Annotated in this window: 17 protein-coding genes, 1 pseudogene and 1 riboswitch; of the genes and pseudogenes, 10 read left to right on the forward strand and 8 right to left on the reverse strand. The window is 61.0% G+C overall.

From position 1 onward, the window contains the following. The 4 genes and pseudogenes from HF949_RS00885 to HF949_RS00900 form a co-directional block, all read right to left on the reverse strand. Positions 1-224, reverse strand: a pseudogene (locus HF949_RS00885) (signal recognition particle-docking protein FtsY); the annotation flags it as partial. Positions 225-229: 5 nt separating this feature from the next. Then, positions 230-1,513 (reverse strand): tRNA (N(6)-L-threonylcarbamoyladenosine(37)-C(2))-methylthiotransferase MtaB, encoded by a 1,284-nt coding sequence (gene mtaB / locus HF949_RS00890; RefSeq protein ID WP_292897715.1) that lies wholly within the window; start codon positions 1,511-1,513, stop codon positions 230-232. A 1-nt stretch (position 1,514) separates the two neighbouring features. Further along, on the reverse strand, positions 1,515-2,396 hold the full coding sequence (gene dapF / locus HF949_RS00895) for a diaminopimelate epimerase (RefSeq protein ID WP_292897717.1): 882 nt from the start codon (positions 2,394-2,396) through the stop codon (positions 1,515-1,517). A 90-nt stretch (positions 2,397-2,486) separates the two neighbouring features. After that, positions 2,487-2,648, reverse strand: a complete 162-nt coding sequence (locus tag HF949_RS00900; RefSeq protein WP_229449847.1) for a DUF1328 family protein — start codon at positions 2,646-2,648, stop codon at positions 2,487-2,489. 250 nt (positions 2,649-2,898) lie between these two features. On the opposite strand from HF949_RS00900, the gene HF949_RS00905 reads away from it, so the two are divergent. The 9 genes from HF949_RS00905 to lpdA all read left to right on the forward strand — a co-directional run bounded on the left by HF949_RS00905 (position 2,899) and on the right by lpdA (position 15,072). Then, on the forward strand, positions 2,899-3,432 hold the full coding sequence (locus HF949_RS00905; RefSeq protein WP_292897719.1) for a protease inhibitor Inh/omp19 family protein: 534 nt from the start codon (positions 2,899-2,901) through the stop codon (positions 3,430-3,432). 51 nt (positions 3,433-3,483) lie between these two features. Continuing rightward, the gene (gene zapE / locus HF949_RS00910; RefSeq protein ID WP_292897721.1) at positions 3,484-4,689 is read left to right on the forward strand and encodes a cell division protein ZapE; all 1,206 of its coding nucleotides are present in this window, start codon (positions 3,484-3,486) and stop codon (positions 4,687-4,689) included. 353 nt (positions 4,690-5,042) lie between these two features. Continuing rightward, positions 5,043-6,008, forward strand: coding sequence for a malate dehydrogenase (gene mdh, locus HF949_RS00915; protein WP_229449844.1), 966 nt, complete (start codon positions 5,043-5,045; stop codon positions 6,006-6,008). 13 nt (positions 6,009-6,021) lie between these two features. Further along, the gene (sucC, locus tag HF949_RS00920; RefSeq protein WP_292897723.1) at positions 6,022-7,218 is read left to right on the forward strand and encodes an ADP-forming succinate--CoA ligase subunit beta; all 1,197 of its coding nucleotides are present in this window, start codon (positions 6,022-6,024) and stop codon (positions 7,216-7,218) included. A gap of 6 nt (positions 7,219-7,224) precedes the next feature. Next, positions 7,225-8,127: a succinate--CoA ligase subunit alpha gene (gene sucD, locus HF949_RS00925; RefSeq protein WP_292897725.1), complete on the forward strand. Its 903-nt coding sequence runs from the start codon at positions 7,225-7,227 to the stop codon at positions 8,125-8,127. Positions 8,128-8,261: 134 nt separating this feature from the next. After that, on the forward strand, positions 8,262-11,249 hold the full coding sequence (locus HF949_RS00930; protein WP_292897727.1) for a 2-oxoglutarate dehydrogenase E1 component: 2,988 nt from the start codon (positions 8,262-8,264) through the stop codon (positions 11,247-11,249). A 20-nt stretch (positions 11,250-11,269) separates the two neighbouring features. Then, entirely contained in the window at positions 11,270-12,811 is a 1,542-nt protein-coding gene (odhB, locus tag HF949_RS00935; protein WP_292897728.1) for a 2-oxoglutarate dehydrogenase complex dihydrolipoyllysine-residue succinyltransferase, read from the forward strand. A 66-nt stretch (positions 12,812-12,877) separates the two neighbouring features. Next, on the forward strand, positions 12,878-13,633 hold the full coding sequence (locus HF949_RS00940; RefSeq protein ID WP_292897729.1) for an SDR family oxidoreductase: 756 nt from the start codon (positions 12,878-12,880) through the stop codon (positions 13,631-13,633). Positions 13,634-13,665: 32 nt separating this feature from the next. Then, a complete protein-coding gene (gene lpdA, locus HF949_RS00945; protein ID WP_292897730.1) occupies positions 13,666-15,072 on the forward strand; it encodes a dihydrolipoyl dehydrogenase in 1,407 nt (468 codons plus the stop codon). Between the two features lie 333 nt (positions 15,073-15,405). On the opposite strand, the gene HF949_RS00950 is transcribed toward lpdA, so the two are convergent. The 4 genes from HF949_RS00950 to HF949_RS00965 form a co-directional block, all read right to left on the reverse strand. Next, on the reverse strand, positions 15,406-16,479 hold the full coding sequence (locus tag HF949_RS00950) for a TraB/GumN family protein (RefSeq protein ID WP_292897731.1): 1,074 nt from the start codon (positions 16,477-16,479) through the stop codon (positions 15,406-15,408). An 80-nt stretch (positions 16,480-16,559) separates the two neighbouring features. Then, entirely contained in the window at positions 16,560-17,501 is a 942-nt protein-coding gene (locus tag HF949_RS00955; protein WP_292897732.1) for a tyrosine recombinase XerC, read from the reverse strand. Positions 17,502-17,619: 118 nt separating this feature from the next. Further along, positions 17,620-19,431, reverse strand: coding sequence for an ABC-F family ATP-binding cassette domain-containing protein (locus HF949_RS00960; RefSeq protein ID WP_292897733.1), 1,812 nt, complete (start codon positions 19,429-19,431; stop codon positions 17,620-17,622). Between the two features lie 3 nt (positions 19,432-19,434). Further along, the gene (locus HF949_RS00965) at positions 19,435-20,082 is read right to left on the reverse strand and encodes a thiamine diphosphokinase (protein ID WP_292897735.1); all 648 of its coding nucleotides are present in this window, start codon (positions 20,080-20,082) and stop codon (positions 19,435-19,437) included. Positions 20,083-20,174: 92 nt separating this feature from the next. After that, a riboswitch (TPP riboswitch) is annotated at positions 20,175-20,288 on the forward strand. Between the two features lie 37 nt (positions 20,289-20,325). Between HF949_RS00965 and thiB the strand changes: the two genes are divergently transcribed. Beyond that, positions 20,326-21,330: a thiamine ABC transporter substrate binding subunit gene (gene thiB, locus HF949_RS00970; RefSeq protein WP_292897736.1), complete on the forward strand. Its 1,005-nt coding sequence runs from the start codon at positions 20,326-20,328 to the stop codon at positions 21,328-21,330. The last annotated feature ends 12 nt before the right edge of the window (positions 21,331-21,342 follow it).

A 21,342-nucleotide genomic window follows, 5' to 3' on the forward strand; every position in this document is an offset into this window, starting at 1 on the left:
GGCTCTGGCTCTGGCTCTGGCTCTGGCTCTGGCTCTGGAGAGATTTCAGGGGCTGGCTGATCTTCGGTCAAGCGCTCACCGGTCTCCGGCGCGGGAATGGCGTCAGCCGGTTGCGCGGCTGCGGCGGCTTCCGCAGCCTTGGCCTCTTCCGCCTCATCGGGCTTGGTCTCTTCGACCTCTTTTTTGCCGAAGGAGAAAACCTTTTTGATAAATCCGAATGCCATGCCTGCTATGCCGCTTCCTGTGTGACGGCGACCGCAGTGAGTCGCTCCCCGTCGTGACCGGTAATCCTCGCCTCGACAATGTCTCCTGGCCGGCCACCTTCAAGTGCAGCCAGCGTGAACCCCTCGGTGCGGCCAAGCCCGGGCCGCTCGATCAAAATGCGCTGGCGCGTGCCATCAAGCGAAGCAAGATGCCTTGCATACGCCACATCACCCACGGCGCGCAAACGCGCGGCCCGCTCCTTCACCAGCGCACGATCGAGCTGCGGCATGCGCGCTGCCGGCGTGCCTTCCCGTGGGCTGAAGGGAAACACATGAAGATGTGTAAGCCCGCATTCCTCGACGATCTTCAACGAATTCCCGAACATCGCCTCGGTCTCGGTCGGGAAACCCGCGATGATGTCTGCCCCAAACACCGCATCGGGCCTAAGCGCCCGCACGCGCTCGCAAAACTCGATGGCATCAGCGCGCAGATGCCGGCGCTTCATGCGCTTCAGGATCATGTCGTCCCCATGCTGCAGCGAAAGGTGGAGATGTGGCATCAGCCGCTCCTCTTCCGCGAGCGCGCGCATCAGATCCTCATCCGCCTCGATGGAATCGATGGAGGACAGGCGCAGGCGCCTCAGTTCCGGCACCTCGCGCAGAATGGTCGCCACAAGGCGCCCGAGGCGCGGGCTGCCAGGCAGGTCGGCTCCGAAACTGGTCAGGTCTACACCGGTGAGCACCACCTCACCATAGCCATTGCCGACGAGCTGGCGCACCTGGTCCACGACCGCGCCCATCGGCACGGAACGGGAGTTGCCGCGTCCATAGGGTATGATGCAGAAGGTGCAGCGGTGATCGCAGCCATTCTGCACCTGCACGAAGGCGCGGGCACGACCCTCAATGGATTCGACCATGTGTGAGGCGGTCTCGCGCACTTCCATGATGTCGTTGACACGCACCTTCTCGAACTGGTTCACGCCAAAGTCCGGCAGGGCGCGATAATTGTGGGCCTTGAGCTTTTCCTCGTTGCCGAGAACGAGATCGACCTCATCCATGGCATCGAAGGTGCCCGGCTCCGTCTGAGCGGCGCAGCCGGTGACGATGATGCGGGCATCGGGATTTTCACGACGCGCCTTGCGGATCGCCTGGCGCGCCTGACGCACCGCCTCGCCGGTGACGGCGCAGGTGTTGATGACAACCGCTCCGCCCGCCAGCTCCTCAAGCCCGGCGACTTTCGCCTCGCGCTTGATGACCTCGGACTCGTAGGCGTTCAGCCGGCAGCCGAATGTCAGAACATCCACCGCCATTTTACGCTGCTCCCTCGGTCTCGCGCTCCCAGGCCCCGGTGGCGGGGTCGAAGCGACCGGAGAACTCCCACTCGGCGGGGCCGGTCATGATGACGTGATCGTCCGCGCGCCAAAGGATATCGAGCGGCCCGCCCGGAACGGTGACCGTCACATGACGGCCCGTGCGCCCGGTTCGCGCAGCAGACACCGCAGCGGCACAGGCCGCAGAACCGCAGGCGAGCGTAAGCCCAGCCCCGCGTTCCCATGTGCGCAGGTTCAGTGCATTTTCGGCTGTCACCTGTGCGATGGAGATGTTGGCACGTTCTGGAAAGATCGGGTGGTTTTCAAGCAGCGGCCCAAAGCGCTCCAGGTCGTAGAGATTAACGTCTCTCTCAACCCAGAAGACTGCATGGGGATTGCCCATGGATGCGACTGAGGGCGAATGCAGCACCGGCGCATCGATGGGGCCGGCCTGCAACTCGATCATACGCGTATCGCGAAACTCTTCGGCAAGCGGAATGTCCTGCCAGCCGAACCGTGGCTTACCCATATCGACGGAGATCAGCCCGTCCTCATGCTCCTCGGCGTTCAGAATGCCGGCAATGGTCTGGAAGGTGAAAACCTTCTCGCCCGTTTCGGCGGCAAGCGCCTGCACGACACAGCGTGTGCCGTTGCCGCAGGCCTGCGCCTGGCTGCCATCGGAATTGATGATTTCGATATAGTTATGGGTGCCGGCAAGGCGCGGATCGTGGATCGCCATGATCTGATCAAAACGCGTTGCCGGGTCGGCATTGAGCGCAAGCGCGGCCTCGGGCGTAACCCGGTCCGCGCGACCGCGCATATCGGCAACGATGATCGCGTTGCCGAGGCCGTTCATCTTCGCGAATGCTGCCTCGAGCGCCATGATGGCTCCAAAACCCTGTGTCTCAGGCGCCTATATGGCTGATGAGAGGCAAAATTACCAGACGAACGGCCTCATCAATCATGTGCGATGTCAGGCTATTGCCACGATACCCAGAACCGCGAGGAGGAAGAGAACCAGCACCACGGCGATCAGCAGTTTGGCGCCGGTCATCGCCGCCCCTGCCAGACTGTTCATACCAAGCAGACCCGCGACAGCCGCGACGATCAGCAGAATGAGAATCCATTTAAGCATTGTTTGCCCTCCTTTTGGCGCTAGCGCCGGTTGAGAAGCTTCAACGTCGAAAGTGGTTCCCGGTTCCCAAAGGGCCCCTGCTGCCCCCGACAAGGTGTTGCCAATAAGAAACAGTCACGAAGCCAAGTGGCGGAAACAGGTTCTTAACCCTGGTTGGGCTGTTATAATTGCAAAAGTTCGCCACGATCTGGCGTTTCAAACGGAACTCATTTGTATTTCAGTGCATTGGACGCTGCAACGGAGAGACGGCATGCCACATAGTAAGTTCGCAATTCTGGCCGTATCGCTTTTGGCCGTCGGTCTGGCCGGCTGCCAGAGCGACCGCTTCTCGCCGATGAGCGCAAGGGCTCCGGAACCACTGCCTTCCGCACCGTCTGGCACGGTAACCTCTAACCAGCTTCCGCCTCCTTCAAGCCCGGCCACCAATCCTTCGCAGTTCCCTGAAGCACCTCAGCAGGAAACCCAGGTGGCAGCGCTCGACCCGAATGCGGCGGCCAACGCACCGGATGTTTCCACCGGCAGTGTTGCCGGCGTGTGGAGTGTGAATGTGGCAGGCCAGTCGTGCCGGGTCGCCACACCGCAGACCAAGTTCGGCTCTGGCTATCGTGCCGGGCCGCTGCGCTGCCCGGCTCCCATCGACGGCGTCAAATCATGGAATGTCGAAGGCAAGCAGCTCGCTTTTTACGATGCGAATGGCGGCGTGCTCGCACGTCTCTACTCATCCGGAGCGGGCCGTTTCGATGGCCAGACCACGTCCGGCCAGCCCATCTCACTGTCGCGCTGAGCGACCACCTTCAACATCCTTCGGCCAGACGGCCAAGTGTGAAAGCCTGACATGACATTGCGTGACGGACTTGTAACCCATCCTTCCGTCACGCAGCGCTATGACCATATGGTCGAGACAGGCAGGATCGCCCGCGATCCCGCGCAGGAAAAAATCGCGGCAGCGCTAGACCGGCTGATCGGCGAGATCAGTGACAAGCGTCTGGCCCGCAAATCGAGCGCGCTCGGATGGTTGTTCGCCCGGCGAAAGACATCTCGCGAGCCGGTGCGTGGGCTCTACGTGTATGGCGGGGTGGGACGCGGCAAGACCATGCTCATGGACATGTTTCATGATTTGGTGCCCGTAGAGCACAAGCGGCGCGCCCATTTCAACGATTTCATGGCAGACGTTCATGATCGCATCGGACAACACCGTGCGGCGCTGAAAGCCGGAGAGACACAGGAAACGGACCCGATCCCGCCCGTGGCCGCGGCGTTGGCGAAAGAAGCATGGGTTCTGTGTTTCGACGAGTTCACTGTAACCGACATTGCCGATGCGATGATTCTCTCCCGCCTTTTCTCGGCCTTGTTCGACAAGGGCGTGGTTCTGGTGGCCACATCCAACGTCGCACCGGACGACCTCTACCGCGACGGGCTCAATCGCGGCCTTTTTCTGCCGTTCATCGGCATTCTCAAGGAAAACACCCGCATTCTGGAGCTGGATATCGACACCGATTACCGGATGCAGAAGCTCAACCGCATTCCTGTCTATATCTCACCCGACGATGCACCTGCCACAAAGCAGATGGACGAGGCCTGGGAGACAGTGACCGCCGGACAGCCAGTCGAGCCCTCGCAGCTGAAGGTGAAGGGCAGGACCGTGCCCGTGCCACAGGCGTCCGGCTCAGCTGCACGCTTTTCATTTGCGGATCTCTGCGAGAAACCGCTCGGCGCTCGCGATTATCTGGCCATCGCCGGCACGTTCGACACGATCTTCATCGATCATGTCCCGGCAATGGATATGAGGCGACGCAACGAAGCGAAACGGTTCATTCTTCTCATCGACACACTATACGATGCCGGGGCACGGGTGTTCATATCCGCCGCTGCTCAGCCCGATGCACTCTACACGGCTTCAAACGGCACAGAAGCTTTCGAGTTCGATCGCACTGTTTCCCGGCTCATAGAGATGCAGAGCCAGGACTGGCTGGAGCAAACCGGTCCGCGAAAGGATGAGAAATCTGTTCATGCCGGAGAGCAGGCGGAACAAGCGGGCTGATCTCCACTTCCCTTGGCACACAGAATCCCCGACGAGCGTCGAGCAATCATTGACGATGCACATTTTTGAGGCAAAATTCTTACTTTTACGTAAGTCCACAAATGTCTAAACGATTGAAATTCCTGTACGCATAAGAATCGGTTGAATTTCCTTGCCAGTATGCTTATTCCAATGAGGCTTATGAAGCGGGCCACGCCATGGATTTGCCACGCCTTTCTTTGAAGAAGCGCGGCGGAACGCAGGCCCGGAATGCATCAGTGTGACACGACACAGGCAAAACGCGACGCGCGCATTTTTCTTCACACATCCATCTCACCACCTATCCTTTCGACACAAGGGGGAATTCTAACCACATGGCACGCGACAAGATCGCTCTCATCGGCTCCGGCATGATCGGTGGAACGCTCGCACACCTGGCGGGCTTGAAAGAACTGGGCGACGTCGTCCTGTTCGACATTGCCGAGGGTATCCCCCAGGGCAAGGGACTGGACATTGCCGAATCCTCGCCGGTCGAGGGTTTCGACGCCAAAATGGTTGGCGCCAACGACTACGCTGCCATCGAAGGCGCGGATGTCTGCATCGTCACCGCCGGTGTGGCCCGCAAGCCCGGCATGAGCCGCGATGACCTTCTGGGCATCAATCTGAAAGTGATGGAGCAGGTCGGCGCTGGCATCAAGAAATATGCCCCCAACGCTTTCGTCATCTGCATCACGAACCCGCTCGACGCCATGGTCTGGGCGCTGCAGAAGTTCTCCGGCCTGCCGAAGAGCCATGTGGTCGGCATGGCCGGCGTGCTGGACTCGGCTCGCTTCCGTTACTTCCTCTCGGAAGAGTTCAAGGTCTCCGTCGAAGACGTGACGGCCTTCGTGCTGGGCGGCCACGGTGATTCCATGGTGCCGCTGACGCGCTACTCCACCGTTGCCGGCATTCCGATCCCGGATCTGGTGAAGATGGGCTGGACCTCCAAGGAAAAGATCGACGAGATTGTACAGCGTACCCGTGACGGCGGCGCAGAGATCGTCGGCCTTCTGAAGACCGGCTCTGCCTATTACGCCCCGGCTTCGTCGGCCATCGCGATGGCCGAGAGCTACCTGAAAGACAAGAAGCGTGTCCTGCCCTGTGCAGCGCATCTTGCCGGCCAGTATGGTGTCAAGGACATGTATGTGGGCGTTCCCACAGTCATCGGCGCCGGCGGTGTCGAGCGCATCATCGAAATCGATCTCAACAAGTCTGAGCAGAAGATGTTCGAACAGTCCGTGGAGGCCGTTGCCGGTCTTTGCGAGGCCTGCGCCAACATCGCGCCCAACCTGAAGAAGTAGGAGTAGGCCTCCAATGAACATTCACGAGTATCAAGCCAAAGAGCTTCTGAAGAGCTATGGCGCACCGGTGGCCGATGGCGTGCCGGTGTTTGAGAAGGGCGAAGCCGAAGCCGCTGCAAAAAAGCTTCCCGGTCCGCTCTATGTGGTGAAGAGCCAGATCCACGCCGGTGGACGCGGCAAGGGCAAGTTCACCGAACTCGGGCCCGACGCCAAGGGCGGCGTGCGGCTTGCGAAAAGCGTTGAGGAAGTTGTCGCGCACACCAACGAGATGCTGGGCAACACGCTCGTCACCAAGCAGACCGGCCCGGCCGGCAAGCAGGTGAACCGCCTCTACATCGAGGACGGTGCGGACATCGACCGCGAGCTCTACCTCTCGATCCTCATCGACCGCACGGTCGGCCGCCCGGCTTTTGTCGTTTCGACCGAAGGCGGCATGGACATTGAGGCCGTCGCCGAAGAGACGCCGGAGAAGATCCTCACGCTCGCCATCGACCCGGAAACGGGCGTAACGGCTGACGACGTGAAGAAGCTCAACGAGGCGCTGAAGCTCGAGGGCGAGGCGGCAAAGGATGGTGAGACGCTGTTCCCGATCCTCTACAAGGCCTTCACCGAGAAGGACATGAGCCTTCTGGAAGTGAACCCGCTGATCGTCATGGAAAATGGCCGTCTGCGCGTTCTCGATGCCAAGGTCTCCTTCGACGGCAACGCGCTGTTCCGTCACGAGGACGTGGTTGCCCTGCGCGACACGACCGAGGAAGACGAGAAGGAAATCGAGGCTTCCAAATACGACCTCGCCTATGTCGCTCTCGAGGGCAATATCGGCTGCATGGTCAACGGCGCCGGTCTTGCGATGGCCACGATGGACATCATCAAGCTCTACGGAGCCGAGCCTGCCAACTTCCTCGATGTCGGCGGCGGCGCCACCAAGGAGAAGGTGACGGCAGCCTTCAAGATCATCACCGCGGACCCGGCCGTGAAGGGCATTCTGGTCAACATTTTCGGCGGCATCATGCGCTGCGACGTCATTGCTGAAGGCGTTGTCGCTGCCGTCAAGGAAGTGGGCCTGAAGGTTCCGCTGGTTGTCCGCCTCGAAGGCACCAATGTCGATCTTGGCAAGAAGATCATCAACGAAAGCGGTCTCAACGTGATCGCCGCCGATGATCTCGACGACGCCGCCAAGAAGATCGTTGCAGCCGTTAAGGGAAGCTGAGCCAAGATGTCCATTCTCGTCAACAAAGACACCAGGGTTCTCGTTCAGGGCCTGACCGGCAAGACCGGAACCTTCCACACCGAACAGGCGCTTGCCTATCATGGCACGCAGATGGTCGGCGGCATTCACCCCAAGAAAGGCGGCTCCACCTGGACCGGCCAGGGCGGTGAAGAGCTCCCGATTTTCGCATCCGTCGCCGAAGGCAAGGAAAAGACCGGCGCCAACGCGTCCGTGATCTATGTCCCGCCGGCAGGTGCCGGTGCTGCCATCATCGAGGCCATTGAGGCCGAGATCCCGCTCATCGTCTGCATCACGGAAGGTATTCCGGTGATGGACATGGTCCAGGTGAAGGCGAAGCTTGACAAGTCCAGCTCGCGCCTGATCGGCCCGAACTGCCCCGGCGTGCTGACGCCGAACGAATGCAAAATCGGCATCATGCCCGGCAATATCTTCCAGAAGGGTTCCGTGGGCGTCGTGTCGCGCTCCGGCACGCTCACCTATGAGGCCGTGTTCCAGACGACCAATGCCGGCCTCGGCCAGACGACGGCTGTCGGCATCGGCGGCGACCCGGTGAAAGGCACCGAGTTCATCGACGTTTTGGAGATGTTCCTGGCCGACGACGAAACCCAGTCGATCATCATGATCGGTGAGATCGGCGGTTCGGCGGAAGAAGAAGCAGCCCAGTTCCTCCGTGATGAGGCCAAGAAAGGCCGCAAGAAGCCGATGGCCGGCTTCATCGCGGGCCGTACCGCTCCTCCCGGACGCACCATGGGCCACGCAGGCGCCGTGATTTCCGGCGGCAAGGGCGGCGCAGAAGACAAGATCGCGGCAATGGAAGCAGCCGGCATCAAGGTTTCGCCCTCCCCGGCGCGCCTTGGCCAGACGCTCGTTGAAGCGATCAAGGGTTAGTTAAAGGTGAATAGGGAGTAGCGAATAGCGAATAGATCCATTGGGCGGCGCGATGATCGCGCTTCCCCTACTCGCTACTCGCTATTCGCTACTCGCCCATGCAAGGAGCCGGAACGCGGGTTCCGGAAATCAAAATGGCACGGCAAGATCAGGCCAACGACCAAATGTCGCTCACCTCGTTCCTCTATGGTGGCAACGCTGCCTATATCGAGGAACTCTACGCCAGCTATCAGGACGATCCGTCTTCCGTCAGTGAAGACTGGCGCGACTTCTTCGGCGCGCTCAAGGATGACGCTGTTGATGTGAAGAAGAACGCCGCCGGTGCGTCCTGGAAAAAGAAGAACTGGCCTCAGGCCGCCAATGGCGAGCTTGTCTCAGCGCTTGATGGCGACTGGGGCGCAGTCGAAAAGCATTTCGACGGCAAGATCAAGGAAAAGGCAGCCAAGACCGGCGCGCAGCTCTCGCCTGAAGAGACGTTGCAGGCGACGCGTGATTCCGTCCGTGCCATCATGATGATCCGCGCCTATCGCATGCGCGGTCATTTGCATGCCGACCTCGACCCGCTGGGCATTGCCAAGCCGCTGGAAGATTACAACGAGCTGTCGCCGGAGGCCTACGGCTTCACGGAAGCCGACTACGATCGCCCGATCTTCATCGATCATGTGCTCGGTCTGGAGACGGCCACGATCCGCCAGATGCTCGACATTCTAAAGCGGACTTATTGCTCGACGCTGGGCGTCGAGTTCATGCACATCTCCAACCCGGCCGAAAAGGCCTGGATTCAGGAACGCATCGAGGGTCCGGACAAGGGCGTCGAATTCACCGCCAACGGCAAGAAGGCGATCTTGCAGAAGCTGATCGAGGCAGAGGGCTTCGAGCAGTTCATCGACGTCAAATACAAGGGCACCAAGCGCTTTGGTCTCGACGGCGGTGAAGCGCTGATCCCGGCGCTCGAACAGATCATCAAGCGTGGCGGCCAGATGGGCCTCAAGGAAATCGTTCTCGGCATGGCCCATCGCGGTCGCCTGAACGTGCTCGCCCAGGTCATGGAAAAGCCGCATCGCGCCATCTTCCACGAGTTCAAGGGCGGCTCCTTTGCCCCTGACGATGTGGAAGGCTCCGGTGACGTGAAATACCATCTCGGCGCTTCCTCCGACCGCGCCTTTGATGGCAACAATGTCCACCTCTCGCTGACGGCGAACCCCTCGCACCTGGAAATCGTGAACCCGGTGGTGATGGGCAAGGCCCGCGCCAAGCAGGACCAGGTGTTCGGCCGCAAGCGCGAGGAAGTGGTGCCGCCGGAAGAGCGGGCGCGCGTCATGCCGTTGCTCCTGCACGGTGATGCCGCTTTTGCTGGTCAGGGCGTTGTAGCCGAGTGCTTCGGCCTGTCGGGCCTGCGCGGCCACCGCGTTGCCGGCACCGTGCATTTCATCATCAACAACCAGATCGGCTTCACCACCAATCCGCGTTTCTCGCGCTCCTCGCCCTATCCTTCCGATGTGGCGAAGATGATCGAAGCGCCGATCTTCCACGTGAATGGCGACGACCCGGAAGCGGTGGTCTATGCGGCAAAGGTTGCAACCGAATTCCGCATGACCTTCCACAAGCCGGTCGTGATCGATATGTTCTGCTACCGTCGCTACGGCCACAACGAGGGCGACGAGCCGGCATTCACGCAGCCGATCATGTATCGCAAGATCCGCAAGCACACGACGACCAGCGAGATCTACGCGAAAAAGATGCTCGAAGAAGGTCTTGTGACCGAAGCCGACATCGAGAAGATGCGGGCGGACTGGCGCGCACATCTGGAAGCGGAGTTCGAGGCCGGTCAGGCCTACAAGCCCAACAAGGCCGACTGGCTGGACGGTGTCTGGTCAGGCCTGAAGAAGGCCGATCATGCGGATGAACAGCGCCGCGGCAAGACCGCTGTCCCGGTCAAGACGCTCAAGGAAATCGGCAAGAAGCTGACCGAAATCCCGGAGGATTTCGAAGCTCACCGCACGATCCAGCGCTTCCTCAAGAACCGCAAGACGATGATCGACGATGGGGCCGGCATCGACTGGGCGACCGCCGAGGCCCTTGCCTTCGGCTCGATCCTGCTCGAGGGCAATCCGGTGCGCCTTTCCGGTCAGGACTCCGAGCGCGGCACCTTCTCACAGCGCCACTCCGTGCTCTACGACCAGCGCGACGAAAACCGCTACATCCCGCTCAACAATCTGGGACCGCAGCAGGCCTATTACGAAGTCATCAATTCGATGCTTTCAGAAGAAGCCGTTCTCGGCTTCGAATACGGCTTCTCGCTAGCAGAACCGCGCGCGTTGACGCTGTGGGAAGCCCAGTTCGGCGACTTCGCCAATGGCGCACAGGTGGTCTTCGACCAGTTCATCTCTTCGGGCGAGCGCAAATGGCTCAGGATGTCGGGCCTCGTGTGCCTGCTGCCACACGGCTATGAAGGCCAGGGTCCGGAACACTCTTCCGCCCGCCTCGAACGCTGGCTGCAGATGTGCGCGGAAGACAACATGCAGGTGGCCTACTGCTCGACACCTGCGAACTACTTCCACATCCTGCGCCGACAGCTGAAGCGCGATTTCCGCAAGCCGCTCATCCTGATGACGCCGAAATCTCTGCTGCGCCACAAGCGCTGCGTGTCTACATTGGCTGAGCTTTCAGGCGAAAGCGCATTCCACCGTCTCTTGTGGGACGATGCCGAGCATCTGGACGGCGAGAAGATCAAGCTGGTGAAGGATTCGAAGATCCGCCGCGTGGTGATGTGCTCCGGCAAGGTCTATTACGACCTTTACGAAGAGCGCGAGAAGCGTGGCATCGACGATATCTATCTCCTGCGTGTCGAACAGCTCTATCCATTCCCGGCCAAGGCTTTGATCAACGAGCTTTCGCGCTTCAAGAACGCGGAGATGGTGTGGTGCCAGGAAGAGCCCAAGAACATGGGTGCCTGGTCCTTCATCGATCCATATCTGGAATGGGTTCTGCAGCACATCGAGGCCAAGAACACGCGCGTGCGCTACACCGGTCGTCCGGCCGCTGCATCGCCCGCGACCGGCCTCATGTCGAAGCATCTGGCGCAGCTCGAGGCTTTCCTCGAAGACGCGCTCGGCGAATAGCAAGCGACGGAGAAAACGACATGGCGACCGAGATTCGGGTTCCCACACTGGGCGAGTCCGTGACCGAGGCAACCATTGCCCGCTGGATGAAATCGGTGGGTGACACGATCGCCACCGACGAGCCACTCGTTGAGTTGGAAACCGACAAGGTTTCCATTGAAGTGCCGGCGCCCGCTGCCGGCACCCTCGATGAGATCGCCGTCAAGGAAGGTGAAACCGTCGAAGTCGGCGCGCTTCTCGGCATGATTGCCGCAGGCGATGGCGCCGGCAAAGCAAAACCAGAAACCAGTCAGGCCGGCGAAAAGTCGACCGGTAGCAAAGAAACCCAGGAGGCAACCATGGCCGGCGGCGGAAAAATCGTCGAGGTGAATGTTCCATCGGCGGGCGAATCCGTCACCGAAGCCCAGGTCGGCGAGGTCTACAAGAAGGTTGGCGACGCGGTGAAAACCGATGAAGCCATTCTCGAGCTCGAAACCGACAAGGCCGCCCAGGAAGTGATGTCGCCGGTCGATGGCGTGATTACTGAGATGGTGGTGAACTCGGGTGACGAGGTCGAAGTCGGGGCGCTTCTCCTGCGCATCGAGCAGGGAGCCTCTGCCGGCGCAGCGGCGCCCAAGGCCGACAAGCCGGCTGAGAAGGAAGCCCCCGCGGCGAAGAAGGACGACGATGGCGGACGTCCGCCCGCACCCTCTGCTCAGAAGCTGATGACAGAAAAGGGCATGAAGGCCTCGGACGTTGCCGGTTCCGGCAAAGACGGCCAGGTGCTGAAGGGCGATGTGCTGGCAGCGCTTGAAGGCGGCGCACCGAGTTCACCGGCTGAAAAGCCCAAGGCAGCCCGCCCCGCTTCTCCGGCCGAAGACGAGAACCGTGAAGAGCGCGTGAAGATGACGCGCCTGCGCCAGACCATCGCCCGCCGCCTCAAGGATGCGCAGGACACTGCCGCCATGCTCACCACCTTCAACGAGGTGGACATGACGGCGGTCATGGAGATGCGTAAGAAATACAAGGAGCTCTTCGAGAAGAAGCATGGCGTCAAGCTTGGCTTCATGGGCTTCTTCACCAAGGCCGTCTGCCACGCGCTGAAGGAAATCCCGGCTGTGAATGCCGAGATCGATGGCACGGACATCATCTACAAGAACTTCTGCCATATCGGCGTAGCGGTCGGCACCGACCGTGGTCTCGTCGTGCCGGTGGTGCGCGATGCCGACCAGATGTCGATTGCCGAGGTGGAGAAGGAAATCGGTCGTCTGGGTCTTGCTGCCCGCGACGGCAAGCTCTCCATGGCCGATATGCAGGGCGGTACCTTTACCATCTCCAATGGCGGTGTCTATGGCTCGCTGATGTCGACCCCGATCCTGAACGCCCCGCAGTCGGGCATTCTGGGCATGCACAAGATCCAGGAGCGGCCCATGGTGGTCGGCGGCCAGATCGTCATCCGCCCGATGATGTACCTCGCGCTTTCGTATGACCACCGGATCGTCGACGGCAAGGAAGCCGTGACCTTCCTCGTACGCATCAAGGACGTGCTCGAGGATCCCGAACGACTGGTCCTCGATCTCTAGAACAGCAGGGCGCGAAAGGCAGATGTCTTTCGCGCCTTTCCGCATTAGCCAGCCTTGGGGACGGCAATGACGCAGGCAGCAAAATCACTTCTGGTGACAGGCGGGAGCCGCGGCATCGGCGCTGCGATCTGCAGGCTGGCTGCGGGCGCAGGGTATCGCGTGGCGGTCAACTACGTCGCCAATCCGGATGCTGCCGAAACGGTGGTCCGCGACATTGAGAAGGCAGGCGGCGAAGCCTTCGCCGTCAAGGCCGACATGGCCGAGGAAAGCGAAATCCTGGCCATGTTCGAGGCCGTTGATCAACGCTTTGGCAAGCTCGATGCGCTGGTCAACAATGCCGGCATCGTCGACCGCAAGGCACGCGTCGACGAAATGGATTTCGCCCGCTTCGAACGCATGATGCGCATCAACGTGATCGGCACGATGCTGTGTGCTCGCGAGGCAGTGAAGCGCATGTCCACACGCCATGGCGGAAAGGGCGGCGCCATCGTCAACATCTCTTCCATCGCCGCTGTGCTCGGTTCGGCGGGCGAATATGTCGACTACGCGGCCTCCAAGGCTGCGGTCGACACCTTTACCATTGGGCTTGCTCGCGAGGTCGCGGAGGAAGGTATCCGCGTCAACGCCGTGCGGCCCGGCATTACAGACACCGAAATCCACGCCTCTGGTGGTCAGCCTGACAGGGCGCAGCGGCTTTCGGGTCTTATCCCAATGAAAAGGCCTGGCACGGCGGAGGAAATCGCCCGCGCCGCGCTCTGGCTTCTCTCCGATGAGGCGTCCTATTCCACGGGCGCCATTCTCAATGTCAGCGGCGGCAGATAGCCGGCGCAACGGAATTCAGGAAAGGCAGGAACATGTCCTATGATCTCGTCGTGATCGGCACCGGCCCCGGCGGCTATGTCTGCGCCATCAAGGCGGCTCAGCTTGGCCTCAAGACAGCTGTGGTCGAGAAGCTCCCTACCCATGGCGGAACCTGCGTCAATGTGGGCTGCATCCCCTCCAAGGCGCTGCTCCATGCCACGGAAATGTTCGCGGAAGCCGGCCATGGCCTTGCCGATCTCGGCGTTGAGGTTGGCAAGCCCAAGCTGAACCTCAAGAAGATGATGGAGCATCGCGTCAAGACGGTCGAGCAGAACACCAAGGGCCTCGACTTCCTGATGAAGAAAAACAAAATCGATGTCTATCGCGGCTTTGGCAGCATCGCCGGCAAAGGCAAGGTCAGCGTTAAGGGCGACGACGGCAAGGAACAGACCGTCGAGACGAAGAACATCGTCATCGCTACTGGTTCCGATGTCGCCGGCATTCCTGGCGTCGATGTGAAGTTCGACGAGAAGGTGATCGTCTCCTCCACCGGCGCTCTGGAGCTTTCCAGGGTGCCGGAGCGGATGGTGGTTGTCGGTGGCGGCGTGATCGGCCTGGAGCTGGGTTCCGTCTGGGCCCGTCTTGGCGCAAAGGTGACCGTGGTCGAATATCTCGACACCATCCTGGGCGGCATGGATGGCGAGGTGGCCAAGCAGTTCCAGCGCATGCTCGGCAAGCAGGGTTTCGAATTCAGGCTCGGCGCGAAGGTCACGGACGTAACCAAGGCCGGCAAGGGCGCGAAGGTCACTTTTGAGCCGGCAAAAGGTGGTGATGCGGAGACCGTCGAGGCAGACGTGGTTCTGGTTGCGACCGGCCGCAAACCCTACACGGAAGGCCTTGGCCTGGACGCGATGGGCGTAGAGCTGGATGAGCGCGGACGCGTGAAGACAGACAAGCATTTCAAGACGAATGTCGATGGCATCTACGCCATCGGCGACGTGATCGCCGGTCCGATGCTCGCGCACAAGGCCGAGGATGAAGGCGTCGCCGTGGCCGAGATCCTCGCCGGACAGGCCGGGCACGTGAACTATGATGTGATCCCCGGCGTGGTCTACACCAGCCCGGAAGTCGCCTCCGTCGGCAAGACCGAGGAAGAGCTGAAAAAGGCCGGCGTGGAGTACAACGCTGGCAAATTCCCCTTCTCGGCCAATGGCCGTGCACGCTCCATGCTGAAGACGGACGGCTTCGTGAAAGTGCTCGCCGATAAGAAGACGGACCGTGTTCTGGGCGTTCACATCATCGGCTTCGGCGCCGGCGAAATGATCCACGAGGCTGCGGTTCTGATGGAATTCGGCGGCTCGTCGGAAGATCTCGCCCGCACCTGTCACGCCCACCCCACCATGTCGGAAACGGTCAAGGAGGCAGCGCTCGCCACCTTCGCCAAGCCGATCCACATGTGATCCGGCAGGAATTTTCAAACAATGTGGCCCTGAAGCAAAAGCTTCGGGGCCTTTTTCTATCCGCCATCACCGGTAGGCACACTGTCGGAAACAGTGTCGGGAACTCGGACGCGGTCCTCCCCGAAAAAGCCGCTGCCTGAAATCGCCATGAAGACGAGTATAGCGATCGCAGCGCCGACGGCGCCGATCACAAAACCCCGCGTTCCCGCTGAGCTTGAGGAACGTTTTTCGGGATTCTCCTTTGGGTTATCGTTCGGCATGACGTCACTCCGAATGACGCTCCCCAACGCCATTGAAAAGATAACATGCAATTAATTAGCCGGAACCCCAAAATTACAGAACGCCCTCAACAGTATAACCGTCCGCACGCAGGAGTTCGATGAGCCCTTCCTCACCGGGCAGATGCAGCGCCCCAACGGCAATAAAGGCGTTGCCCTCGTCCAGGATCGGTTGCGCCCGTTCGGCCATCGTACCGTTCCGCGCTCTGACCATGGCCTGATCGAAGGCGGTGTAGTCGCCGGGAGCGTCTTCCTGTTCAGGGAGCGCAACACGGATAAGCGGCCAGAACATTCCGGTTTCACCCTGCTCATAGAGTGAGACCATGGTTTCCATGACGTCATTTAGAGCGTCGCCCAGCGCCAACGTCTCGACGAGGCCCCGGACATGCATCTCCATCGGCAGGGAGGCCATGGCATCCAGTTGCTCGACCGCCGTCTCAAGACCAAGAAGCTCTTTGCCGGCGTTCTGTGCATCCTCGGCAAGCTTAAGGTCCAGGATCGGCATGCCGGCTTCCTTGCGCTGGATTTCGCAAGCTGGCAACGCAACCAGCGAGATCAACATCCAGGGCTTCATCTTCTTGACGCTCGCAAACGGAATGCCGCGCAGTTCGAGCGCATTTGCCACCGCCTGACGTTGGGCATCGTCAAGATGATCTCCAAGGGTCTCCTCACCGGTGAACATCATCAGCTCTGGCCGTTTGAACATCGCCGCCGCCATTGTCGACTGATCGAGAATGTCGGTTGTTTCAATGACAACCCGATCAGCTCCCTCAAAAGCCTTGTGGGCGTTGGCGGGGAGAGTCACCACGCGCGGATCGCTCATATGCATGGTGCCAAAAAGATAAGAGGGCGCCACGCCCTCCTTTTCGACCCGCCAAAGCAGGCCCTTGCCGTTGAGCGTTTCCGCGGCTTGTCGTCGAACGTCTTCGAGTGCCTCCGGGTTATCGTCCGCAAGTTCCGTCAGCAGATTCGTACCGGTACAGACGATCTCCTCCGCCTTGGCCGGCTTCGCCATGATCAGCCCGAGCATAAGCGCCAGCAGGAGAAACAGCGGAAAAGCTACTGCACACAAAAAAAGGCGATCGACAAGCCGCTCCGCGGCGGTGGTGGCTTTTGAATGCGTTTTCATGACCTCACGCTAGCTGCAAATCACCGCGAAACTGTTAATCCGCCACCGCGAATTGCGCACAACCATTTCAGGCGTGGATTTCAGGCGCGCGGATGGGCGGCGTCATAAATTTCGAGCAACCGCGCCGTATCCACACCGGTATAGACCTGCGTGGTAGAGAGGCTTGCGTGACCCAGAAGCTCCTGGATTGCGCGCAGGTCGCCACCACGCCCCAGAAGATGGGTGGCGAAGGAATGCCTGAGCGCATGGGGTGTCGCCGTTTCCGGCAGGTTGAGAGCTGAGCGCATGCGTTTCATCTCACGCTGGATGATGGCAGGCTGCAACGCACCGCCACGCGCGCCGCGAAAGAGCGGCCTGTCGGGGTCCAGATGCCAGGGGCAAAGGCGCTGATACTCGGCAACCGCCGCGACGGATATCGGCAGCATCGGCACAAGCCGCGTCTTGCCGCCCTTTCCGGTGATCCTGAGCGCGCCCTGGCGCAACTCCCCGACCTGGCCGCCAAGAAGCCCCAGCGCCTCTGAAATGCGAAGCCCGGCTCCATAAAGCAGCGTGAAGACAGCGGCATTTCGCGCCGCGATCCATGGCTCTTCGGCAAGCTGCCCCTCGCCTGAGGCGACCTTGCGCGCGTCGGCAGCCGTCAGCGGCTTGGGCAGCGCGCGCGGTGCACGCGGCGCCTTCAGCGCTGCTGCGGCCGCCGCGTTCACCAGCCCCCGACGCTCCAGATGACGCAGAAACGAGCGCACACCGGCAAGCCCGCGCCCGAGCGTGCGCGCGCCCGCCCCCCGGCCCCGCCGAAAGGCCAGAAAGGCGCGCAAGTCCGCCGGGCGCAGTTCGGCAATGTCTGAAAGACCTGGCGCCTCGCCGCAATGGCCGGTGAGAAACTGCAGGAACTGCCGTGTGTCACGCTCATAGGCATCGACGGTCAGCGCGGAAAGACGACGCTCATCGGCCAGCGCGGAAAGCCAGGTAGCACGCGCTTTCTGCAGATCGGGCTTTGCGGAAATGAGGAAATCCTGGTCCATGCGGCGCATTCTGAACCAGTCTGGTTAGCGAGCGGTGAAGGCGATCGGAACGACGGCTTCCTTCTCCCTGCCTGTGTGGTGAATATCCCTTGAAACCGGAGCCAAGCAGCGAAAATCGCTAGGCGCCCTCGACCTCTTCGCGCAGCATCTCCAGTTCCAGCCATTCCTCTTCCATCTTCTCCCGGCTCGCGCGCTTTTCATCAAGCTCTTTGGAATAGCACTGAAAAGCGGCGGTATCGCGCGTGTAGAGGTTCGGATCGGCAAGTTTCTGCTCCAGAGCCACGATCTCGTTAGCCAGCTCATCGATTTTCTTTGGCAACGTCTCCAATGCAAACTTCTGCTTGTAGGAGAGCTTCTTCGACGCTGCCTTGGGCGCACTCACATTGCCGGCAGGCTTTGCCTTCTGCTGCTCGGCACTGCGCGCCTTGCGCCGTTCCAGCTCTTCGCCCTTGCGCTGCGCCATCATGTCGGAATAACCGCCGGCATACTCGATCCAGCGACCATCGCCCGCAGGCGCAATCGTGCTCGTTACCGTGCGGTCGAGAAAATCGCGGTCATGGCTGACAAGCAGCACAGTCCCCGGAAAGTCCTCGACCAGTTCCTGCAGGAGATCGAGCGTCTCCATATCGAGATCGTTTGTCGGCTCATCGAGAACCAGCAGATTCGCCGGCCGTGCGAGGAGTCGGGCCAGAACCAGCCGGGCGCGCTCACCGCCCGAAAGCTCGCGGATCGGCGTGCGCGCCTGCTCCGGTTTGAACAAGAAGTCCTTCATATAGGAAACGACATGCCGCTCCTGCCCGTTGACGACGACGCTGTCGCCGCGCCCATCGGTCAGGAAGTGAGAAAGCGTCTCCAGCGGATCAAGCGCTCGCTTCTGGTCCAGAATGGCGATTTCCAGATTGGCACCGAGCCGCAGCGATCCCTCATCGGGCTCGAGCTTGCCTGTCAGAAGATTGATCAGCGTTGTTTTGCCGGCACCATTGGGCCCGACAAAGCCAACCCGATCGCCCCGCAGGATGCGTGCGGAAAAGTCCTCCACCACCTGCAATCCGTCATACGATTTGGCAAGCCCCTTCGCCTCGATGACGAGCTTGCCGGATTCGGCGGCGTCGCTTGCCGCCATGGTGGCCACACCCTCCGCGCCACGGTGGCTGCGGTGCTTTTCACGCAGCGCCTGCAACTCTCCCAGGCGGCGCACATTGCGCTTTCGGCGGGCGGTGACGCCGTAGCGCAGCCAGTGCTCTTCACGCTCGATCTTGCGGGCAAGTTTGTGCTGCTCGCGCTCTTCCTCTTCAAGCACCTGATCGCGCCAGTCCTCGAAATGGGCGAACCCCTTGTCGAGCCGGCGCGTCATCCCCCGGTCGAGCCACACGGTTGCGCGGCTTACCTTTTCCAGAAATCGGCGGTCATGCGAGATGGTGACCAAAGCGGAAGAGGTCCGTTGCAACTCTTCCTCAAGCAACTCGATCGTGGCGAGGTCAAGATGGTTGGTCGGCTCATCGAGAAGCAGCAAATCCGGCTCCGGCGCAAGCACGCGGGCCAGTGCAGCGCGCCGCGCTTCACCGCCAGAAAGCGTCGCCGGGTCTTCATCGCCCGTGAGCCCCAGCCGGTCGATGACCAGCGCCACGCGGTTGATGTCGTCGGCAGGACCAAGCCCCGCCTCCACATAGGCGCGCACGGTTGCGAAGCCCTGCCAGTCGGGCGCCTGCGGCAGATAGCGTATGGTTGCCGTCGGCTGGCGAAAGATCTCTCCGTCCTGCGGCTCGACGAGCCCGGCGGCGATTTTCAACAGGGTCGACTTTCCGGAGCCGTTGCGCCCCACCAGCGCCAGCCGCTCACCGGGACCGACCATCAGCGAGGCACCGGCAAGAAGTGGCGTGCCACCGAAGGTCAGACGAATATCATCCAGCTTTAAAAGTGGCGGCGCCATGGCTCAGCGTTCTCCATCATTCAGCAGATGCGCCATGAACAGCGCCCGACCCTTCATCAGCGTTATCGAGAGGTCGCCCTTCACGACGTTGGAAAGCGTCAGCGACGATCCGAAGGGCACCTCCACGGCATCGAGCGGCCACTTCGCCCCTTCAACGGTGAGGCCGGAAAGCTCCGAGAAGCCGAGGATCGAAAACAGTGTGCCATCAGCATAGGCGAAGCTGTGGCGCCGCCCCGGGACGAGCGGCACGCCTTCCTGATCCCCGCTCGTCAGCTTCGCGGCAATGCCGCGCTCGGAGAGCTGCAATGCCTGAGCGAAATGCAGGAACATGTGGTCGGCCCGTTCGCCACCAAAGGCGCCGGCCAGCAGAAGGCTTGTCGCCCCGGCCTCCAGAGCTGCCGCAATCGCGATCTCGCCGTCGGTCTTGTCCTTCTCGGAGGGGAAGGTGCGGCGCGCCACATCGACATAGGAGTCCTCGAACCCATCGGGCACGGAATCGAAATCCCCAACCCAAAGCTCGGGTTTGACGCCGAGAAGTGCTGCGTGGCGTATGCCCGAATCCGCCGCGATAATGCGGCTGTCGGCGATTTCGGCATCGAGGGCCGGTGTCCGGGTGAGGTCTCCACCTAGGAGAAGGGTAAATCGGCTCATGGGCTGGCCCATATCATGCCGGCGAGCCAGCGCCAACGGCGTTTGCACCATTCCTGCCCCTTGCAGAATATCGCTCTGCGCCCTAATTTCCGGTTGCTCTAACGGGGTGCCGGCGCGTTGCCGGCTGAGAGGCCTGGGACAAACCAGGCCAACCCGCGGAACCTGATCCGGTTCATACCGGCGGAGGGATTAGACGCTCTTGGAACAGCGCCTCATTCCCCAACCAGAAACGAGGAGGCGCAGATGCGCACCATCACCCTGATTTCCACGCTGTCGATTGGCACCTTTATCCTGACGGGGCTGGCGGCAGCGCAGGATAAACTCACCATTTACACCTACGAAAGCTTTACCTCGGATTGGGGCCCCGGCCCACAAGTGGAAAAGGCGTTCGAAGCCGAATGCGGCTGCGACGTGGAGTTCATTTCGGTAGCCGATGGGGTGGCGCTTCTGAACAGGGTGAAGCTGGAAGGCCAATCCACAAAGGCCGACATCGTGCTCGGCCTCGACAACAATCTGCTTCATGAGGCGCGGGAAACCGGCCTCTTCGCACCCCATGGAACAGACATGGCCAGGGTGAAGGTGCCGGGCGGTTTCGAGAACGACATTTTCGTCCCCTTCGACTATGGCTATTTCGCTTTCGTCTACGACACCGAGGCCATCGAGACACCACCGGCCAGCCTGAAGGAACTGGTGGAAAGCGATGGCGATTTGAAGATCGCAATACAGGACCCGCGCACCTCCACACCGGGGCTTGGTCTGCTGCTCTGGGTCAAGGCCGTTTACGGCGAGGAGGCTGCCGCCGCGTGGAGCAGCCTTCAGAACAAGGTGCTGACGGTGACACCCGGCTGGAGCGAAGCCTACGGGCTGTTTACCAGCGGCGAGGTCCCCATGGTGCTGTCCTACACCACCTCACCCGCCTACCACCGGATAGCCGAGGATACGGAGCGCTACAAGGCTGCCGGATTTGCCGAGGGCCATTACCTGCAGGTGGAAGTGGCAGCGCAAACGGTCAACGGCGCGAAGAATCCGCTGGCGCAGAAGTTCCTCGCTTTCATGACCGGTCCCGGCTTTCAGGATGCCATCCCCGAAACCAACTGGATGTTCCCGGCCGGAGAAACCTCCAGCCCTTTGAACCCGGTATTCGAAGATCTGGTGAAACCTGAAAAGACACTCGAATTCACACCCGAAGAGGTGGCTGAGAACCGGAAGACGTGGGTCGATGAGTGGCTTTCGGTGATGAGCCACTGACCATCCCCCGGG

This window comes from Nitratireductor sp. (genome assembly GCF_017794765.1).
Taxonomy (GTDB): domain Bacteria; phylum Pseudomonadota; class Alphaproteobacteria; order Rhizobiales; family Rhizobiaceae; genus Nitratireductor.

What these genes read in the sequence shown, in the direction of transcription:
- mtaB (WP_292897715.1), bottom strand. Translation starts at nt 1,513, where the DNA reads ATGGCGGTGGATGTTCTGACATTCGGCTGCCGGCTGAACGCCTACGAG.
- dapF (WP_292897717.1), bottom strand. Translation starts at nt 2,396, where the DNA reads ATGGCGCTCGAGGCAGCATTCGCGAAGATGAACGGCCTCGGCAACGCG.
- HF949_RS00900 (WP_229449847.1), bottom strand. Translation starts at nt 2,648, where the DNA reads ATGCTTAAATGGATTCTCATTCTGCTGATCGTCGCGGCTGTCGCGGGT.
- HF949_RS00905 (WP_292897719.1), top strand. Translation starts at nt 2,899, where the DNA reads ATGCCACATAGTAAGTTCGCAATTCTGGCCGTATCGCTTTTGGCCGTC.
- zapE (WP_292897721.1), top strand. Translation starts at nt 3,484, where the DNA reads ATGACATTGCGTGACGGACTTGTAACCCATCCTTCCGTCACGCAGCGC.
- mdh (WP_229449844.1), top strand. Translation starts at nt 5,043, where the DNA reads ATGGCACGCGACAAGATCGCTCTCATCGGCTCCGGCATGATCGGTGGA.
- sucC (WP_292897723.1), top strand. Translation starts at nt 6,022, where the DNA reads ATGAACATTCACGAGTATCAAGCCAAAGAGCTTCTGAAGAGCTATGGC.
- sucD (WP_292897725.1), top strand. Translation starts at nt 7,225, where the DNA reads ATGTCCATTCTCGTCAACAAAGACACCAGGGTTCTCGTTCAGGGCCTG.
- HF949_RS00930 (WP_292897727.1), top strand. Translation starts at nt 8,262, where the DNA reads ATGGCACGGCAAGATCAGGCCAACGACCAAATGTCGCTCACCTCGTTC.
- odhB (WP_292897728.1), top strand. Translation starts at nt 11,270, where the DNA reads ATGGCGACCGAGATTCGGGTTCCCACACTGGGCGAGTCCGTGACCGAG.
- HF949_RS00940 (WP_292897729.1), top strand. Translation starts at nt 12,878, where the DNA reads ATGACGCAGGCAGCAAAATCACTTCTGGTGACAGGCGGGAGCCGCGGC.
- lpdA (WP_292897730.1), top strand. Translation starts at nt 13,666, where the DNA reads ATGTCCTATGATCTCGTCGTGATCGGCACCGGCCCCGGCGGCTATGTC.
- HF949_RS00950 (WP_292897731.1), bottom strand. Translation starts at nt 16,479, where the DNA reads ATGAAAACGCATTCAAAAGCCACCACCGCCGCGGAGCGGCTTGTCGAT.
- HF949_RS00955 (WP_292897732.1), bottom strand. Translation starts at nt 17,501, where the DNA reads ATGGACCAGGATTTCCTCATTTCCGCAAAGCCCGATCTGCAGAAAGCG.
- HF949_RS00960 (WP_292897733.1), bottom strand. Translation starts at nt 19,431, where the DNA reads ATGGCGCCGCCACTTTTAAAGCTGGATGATATTCGTCTGACCTTCGGT.
- HF949_RS00965 (WP_292897735.1), bottom strand. Translation starts at nt 20,082, where the DNA reads ATGAGCCGATTTACCCTTCTCCTAGGTGGAGACCTCACCCGGACACCG.
- thiB (WP_292897736.1), top strand. Translation starts at nt 20,326, where the DNA reads ATGCGCACCATCACCCTGATTTCCACGCTGTCGATTGGCACCTTTATC.